This window comes from Streptomyces albidus (ex Kaewkla and Franco 2022), assembly GCF_013870515.1.
In the GTDB taxonomy this organism is placed as follows: Bacteria; Actinomycetota; Actinomycetes; order Streptomycetales; family Streptomycetaceae; genus Streptomyces; species Streptomyces albidus.
Genome location: NZ_JACBXA010000313.1, coordinates 1 through 5,827 on the forward strand (window position 1 = coordinate 1; position 5,827 = coordinate 5,827).

At 73.2% G+C, this 5,827-nt stretch carries 5 protein-coding genes and 1 pseudogene; all 6 read left to right on the forward strand.

Annotation, left to right across the window (positions count from 1 at the left end; all coding sequences use genetic code 11):
- Positions 1-182 (forward strand): annotated as a pseudogene (locus tag H5J26_RS27580) (hypothetical protein); the annotation flags it as partial.
- Between the two features lie 17 nt (positions 183-199).
- Positions 200-1,246: an ABC transporter ATP-binding protein gene (locus tag H5J26_RS27585; RefSeq protein WP_181768692.1), complete on the forward strand. Its 1,047-nt coding sequence runs from the start codon at positions 200-202 to the stop codon at positions 1,244-1,246.
- 25 nt (positions 1,247-1,271) lie between these two features.
- The gene (locus tag H5J26_RS27590; RefSeq protein ID WP_181768688.1) at positions 1,272-3,128 is read left to right on the forward strand and encodes a gamma-glutamyltransferase family protein; all 1,857 of its coding nucleotides are present in this window, start codon (positions 1,272-1,274) and stop codon (positions 3,126-3,128) included.
- Between the two features lie 91 nt (positions 3,129-3,219).
- Positions 3,220-4,038 carry an inositol monophosphatase family protein gene (locus tag H5J26_RS27595; RefSeq protein ID WP_181768689.1) on the forward strand — a complete coding sequence of 273 codons (819 nt, stop codon included), beginning with the start codon at positions 3,220-3,222 and terminating at the stop codon, positions 4,036-4,038.
- 40 nt (positions 4,039-4,078) lie between these two features.
- Positions 4,079-5,506, forward strand: coding sequence for a phytoene desaturase family protein (locus tag H5J26_RS27600; protein ID WP_181768690.1), 1,428 nt, complete (start codon positions 4,079-4,081; stop codon positions 5,504-5,506).
- A gap of 149 nt (positions 5,507-5,655) precedes the next feature.
- The coding region (locus H5J26_RS27605) for a glycerate kinase (RefSeq protein ID WP_181768691.1) at positions 5,656-5,827 on the forward strand (172 nt) is incomplete at its 3' end.

The following is a 5,827-nucleotide window of genomic DNA, read 5'->3' on the forward strand; positions in this document are numbered from 1 at the left end:
GCTGCACCTTCGCGCCCCGCTGCGCGCACGCAGACGAGAAGTGCACCGCTTCGCGGCCCCTGCTGCAGAGGCCCACCGAGGCCGACGGCATCCAGGTCGGCAGCGGGCACACGGTCGCCTGCTGGCATCCCGTCGGCGCACCGGGAGCGCCCGCCACTCCCACCGAGGAGGCAGCAACGTGACGACTGCCGGAGCACAGATCACCCCGGACTCACCCGGGGCCGCCACCGGTCGCGAGGCGCCGCCCGCCCTCGAAGTACGCGATCTGGTACGGCACTTCCCCGCTCGGGGAGGCGTCGTACGTGCCGTCGACGGAGTGTCGCTGACGGTCGGACGAGGTGAAGTCGTCGGCCTGGTGGGGGAGTCCGGGTCGGGCAAGTCCACCGTGGGGCAGTGCGTCGTACGGCTCGACACCCCCACCGCCGGGACGGTCCGGATCGGCGGAGTCGACATCACCCGGCTCTCCAGGCGCCGACTGCGCCCGCTGCGCAAGGACTTCCACCTCGTCTACCAGGACCCCTCCGCCTCACTCGACCCGAGGATGACCGTCGGCCGCATCGTCGGTGAACCGCTCGCCCTGCACCGGATGGCGACGGGGGACGCGCTGCGCGAGCGCGTCGGCGAGCTGCTGAGCCAGGTCGGTCTGCGCCCCGAGGTGGCCGCGCGGCGCCCGCACGAACTCTCCGGCGGCCAGCGTCAGCGGGTCTCCATCGCCCGTGCACTGTCGGTGGATCCGCAGCTTCTGGTCGCGGACGAACCGACCTCCGCCCTGGACGTGTCCGTGCAGGCGTCGGTCCTCAACCTCCTCGCCGACCTTCAACGGGACCGGGGCTTCGGCTGCCTCTTCATCACCCACGACCTGGCGGCCGTCGAGTTCCTCGCCGACCGCATCGCCGTGATGTACCTCGGTGAGATCGTCGAACAGGCCCCGGCCGCCGAGCTGTTCGCCGCGCCCAAGCACCCCTACACACAGGCACTGCTCTCGGCCGTCCCCGTTCCCGACCCGCCCGCGCAGCGCGCGCGGGAGCGGATCGTCCTCCACGGCGACCTGCCCAGCCCCGTCCTCCTCAAGGGCGCCGACCCGAAGAAGGCCGTCGGCGACTGCCGCTTCCACACCCGTTGTCCACTCGCCGTCGAACGCTGCCGCACCGAGGCGCCGCAGCACAGGACCCTGCCGGGCGGCCGTCAGGTGTCATGCCATCTTGTGGGGGACGACGGGACCGCACCCGACGCCGCCCGCCCCTGACCCCGAAGAGAGAGCCGCACCACCAGTGTTCACCACCCGCCCCACCCTTCAAGGCACCTTCGGCATGGCCTCCTCCACACACTGGCTCGCCTCGCAGACGGCGATGTCGGTGCTGGAGGACGGCGGAAACGCCTACGACGCCGCAGTCGCGGCCGGCTTCGTCCTGCACGTCGTCGAACCCCATCTCAACGGTCCGGCCGGCGAGGTGCCCATCATCCTGGCGCCCGCCGACGGCCCCGTGCAGGTGCTGTGCGGGCAAGGCGGAGCGCCCGCCGGCGCGAGCGTGGAGCACTACACCTCGCTCGGCCTCGAACTCGTGCCCGGCACGGGCCCGCTGGCCGCAGCCGTACCCGGTGCCTTCGACGCGTGGATGACCCTCCTGCGCGACCACGGCACCCTGTCCCTGGAGCGGGTGCTCGGCTACGCCATCGGCTACGCGGAGCACGGGCACCCCGCCGTCGAGCGTGTCGGCGAGACGGTCGAGACCGTACGGGAGCTCTTCGAGACCGAGTGGACCACCTCCGCCGCGCTCTACCTCCCCGGCGGACGCTCCCCGGCCCCCGGTGCGCTGCTGAAGAACCCTTCCCTCGCCGCCACTTGGCAGCGGCTGCTGGCGGAGTCCGCCGCGGCCGGCCCCGGCCGCGAGCAGCGCATCGAGGCGGCGAGGCGCATCTGGCGCGAGGGCTTCATCGCCGACGCCCTCCTCGCCGCGTCGGCCCGGCCCACCATGGACACCTCGGGTGAACGCCACACCGGCACCCTCACCGGCGACGACCTGGCGGGCTGGGAGGCGGCGTACGAGGAACCGGCCACCTACGACTGGAACGGCTGGACCGTGTGCAAGGCGGGCGCCTGGTCCCAGGGGCCGAGCATGCTTCAGCAGCTCGCCCTGCTCCCCGACGGACTGACCGCCGCCGACGTGGAGTTCGCCGACTCCGACACGGACTCCGGCCACACCGGCTTCGCCGACCCCGCCTTCGTGCACCGCCTCATCGAGGGCACCAAGCTCGCCATGGCCGACCGCGAAGCCTGGTACGGAGACGCCGACGGCGCATCCGTCGTCCCCGTCGAAGCCCTGCTCTCCGCCGGATACAACGACGAACGCCGCGCCCTCATCGGCGACTCGGCGTCCGTCGCGCTGCGGCCGGGCAGCCCCGGCGGGCTCGCCCCGCGCATGGCCGCCCACGCCACCGCCGTCGCCGAGGGGCGTGAGGCCTTCCTGGCCGCCGGGGCGGCGGCAGGAGCGGGCGAGCCGACCGTGGCCCGCGACGGTGCGACGAAGGGCGACACGTGCCACATCGACGTCGTCGACCGCTGGGGCAACATGGTCAGTGCCACGCCCAGCGGAGGCTGGCTGCACTCCAACCCCGTCGTGCCCGAGCTGGGCTTCCCGCTCGGCACCCGGCTGCAGATGACCTGGCTGGAGCCCGGGCTTCCCAACTCCCTGACGCCCGGCCGCCGTCCCCGCACCACCCTCACCCCCTCCCTGGCCCTGCGCGACGGGCAGCCCGTGCTCGCCTTCGGAACCCCCGGCGGCGACCAGCAGGACCAGTGGCAGACGCACTTCTTCCTCGCCGCGGCGCTGCGCCCGTACGTGCGGGGCGGACTCGACCTCCAGGGAGCCGTCGACGCCCCGAACTGGCACACCGACAGCTTCCCCGGCTCGTTCTATCCGCGAGCCATGCGCCCGGGCAGCGTCACCATCGAGTCCAGGGCGGGCGGGGCCGTCACCGAAGGCCTGCGCCGGCGCGGACACGACGTGGAGAGCGGCCCTGCCTGGTCGGAGGGCCGGCTGTGCGCCGTGGCCCGCGACCCCGAGACCGGAGTGCTGAGCGCGGCGGCGAATCCGCGGGGCATGCAGGGCTACGCGGTGGGGCGTTGAGCCCGTCGGACACCCGGGGGCGGACGACAGAGCTCCCCGGGACGACGCGGGCGGGGGGCTCGCCCCACGGGGCTCGTGCTTCCATTGAGTCATGATCGACGATGAGCTGGTCGCGGCAGTCGAGGGAGCCATCCGCCGGGCGGTCGCCGAGGAGGTGATGCCGCGCTGGCAGCAGCTCTCCGAGGAGGAGGTCGTCGAGAAGAGCGGCCCGCACGATCTGGTCACGGTCGCCGATCAGCGCGCGGAGGAGCAGCTGACCCGCACGCTCGCCGCGCTGCTCCCGGGCTCCGTGGTCGTCGGCGAGGAGGCCGTGCACGCCAAGCCCTCCACGTACGAGGCGCTGCACGGCGACGCGCCCGTGTGGATCATCGACCCGATCGACGGCACGCGGCAGTTCGTCCGCGGCAACGAGGGCTTCTGCACGCTCGTCGCCCTCGCCCGCTACGGCGAGATCCTCGCCTCCTGGACGTACGGGCCGGTGCACGACGAGATGGCCATCGCACGGCACCGCGGCGGAGCGCTGCTGAACGGAGAGGCGCTGGTGTCGGGCGTGCCGGAGCCCGGCAAGGTCCTCGAAGTGGCCACGTCCCACCCGGACTTCACCACCGAGGCGCAGAAGCGGGCCCTGTTCGGGCTGCGTACCCAAGGTGTCGCGCCCCGCCCGTGCGGCTCCGCCGGCCTGGAGTATCTGAGCGTCGCACAGGGCGAGGTCGACGCCGTCGCCTTCAGCTGGGAGGCCGCGTGGGACCACGCCGCGGGGCTGCTGCTGGTGGCCGAGGCGGGCGGCGCCAGCGCCACGATCGACGGAGAGCCCTTCCGCCTCGCGGGCGGCAACGCACTTCCTTTCACGGCCGCACGGGATGCCGGTACGGCCCGGCGTATGGTGGGGCTGCTGCGCGCCGGCAGCTGACCGTCGGCGAGTGACCTCAAAGGCGAGGGGAGAGCCGACAGTGCCATCGATCCGTGACGCGGTCGTCGTCGGAGCGGGACCCAACGGCCTGACCGCGGCCGTCGAACTGGCCCGCCGCGGCTTCTCCGTGGAGCTCTTCGAGGCGATGGACACCGTGGGAGGCGGTGCCCGCACCGAGGAGCTGACGCTCCCCGGTTTCCGGCACGACCCCTGCTCGGCGGTGCATCCCACGGGCGCCGGCTCGCCCGCCTTCAACAGGATGCCGCTGGAGAAGTACGGGCTGGAGTGGCTCCACCCCGAACTGTGCATGGCCAACCCCTTCCCGGACGGGTCGTCAGCCGTGCTCTCCCGCTCCGTCAGCGAGACCGCCGTCTCGCTGGGGTCGCGGGACGCCGGCACGTACCGGCGCATGGTCGAGCCGTTCCTCGGCAAGTGGGACGAGCTGGCCGAGGACTTCCTGGGCATGGGCTCGTACTTCAACGGCCGTCTTCCCGAGCACCCGCTGCTGCTCGCCCGGTTCGGGCTGCTCGCGCTTCAGCCCGTCAGCTGGCTCAACGTCCGCTTCCGGGACGAGAAGGCGCGGGCCCTGATGGCGGGCATGGGCGGCCACGTCATCGCGCCGCTGAGCACACCCGCCATGAGCGGCGCCGCCCTGTGCTTCGCGCTCGCCGCACACGCGAACGGCTGGCCGATCCCGCGTGGCGGCTCGCAGGCGATCTCGGACGCGCTCGCCGCGTATCTCCGCGCGAAGGGCGGGGAGATCCACACCGGCACCGAGGTCAAGCGTCTCGACGAACTGCCGCCCGCACGCGCCTACATCTTCGACACCTCGCCGAAGGCACTCGCCCGCATCGCCGGGTTGGGCAACGCGTACGACAACTTCCGCTACGGCGCGGGCGTCTTCAAGATCGACTACGCCCTGGACGGCCCCGTCCCGTGGACGTCAGAGGCGGCACGCCGCGCCGGAACCGTGCACGTCGGGCCGACCGCCGGGGCCATCGGCACGGCTCTGCGCGACGCCGTCTCCGGGCGCGCACCCGAGCGGCCCTTCCTGATCACCGCGCAGCCCAGCCTCGTCGACCCGAGCCGGGCGCCGGAGGGCAAGCACGTTTTCTGGGCGTACGGCCACCTCCCCAACGGCTGGGAGGGCGACGCCACCGACGCCGTGGAGCGTCAACTGGAGCGCTTCGCGCCCGGCTTCCGCGACCGCGTACTGGCCCGTGCCACGGCGGGCCCGCCCCAACTGGCCGCTCGCAACGCCAACTACGTCGGCGGGGACTTCGCCGCCGGCGCCGCCGACGGCCTGCAACTGCTGCTCCGCCCGAAGCTGACCCGCCTTCCCTACAGCACAGCCCACCCGGCCGTCTTCCTCTGCTCGTCGTCGACACCGCCGGGGCCGGGCGTGCACGGCATGTCCGGACATCACGCCGCCCGCGCGGTCTGGCGTCAGCTGCGTCAGCAGATCTGAGCAGGCGGCGGCGGAGGCCCGTGTTCCGGGGCCGTGGCACTTGCTCGCGCTGACGTCGCATGGCCCATGGTGGCCCGGGGGCCGGGCCGGATAGGGTCGCACCGGCGCGACTGCCTGTTCGAACGCAAAAGAGACCCAGGGGCAGAACCATGACGACGACGGCGCGCGTACTGATCGCCGCGGACAAGTTCAAGGGATCGCTGACGGCCGTGGAGGTCGCCGAGCGGATCACAGCCGGGATCCAGCGGGTCCGTCCCGGTGCGAGCGTGGAGTCCCTGCCCGTCGCCGACGGCGGCGACGGCACCGTGGCGGCAGTCGTCG

Coding starts and splice junctions, on each gene's coding strand:
- H5J26_RS27595 (WP_181768689.1), top strand. CDS start 3,220: ATGATCGACGATGAGCTGGTCGCGGCAGTCGAGGGAGCCATCCGCCGG.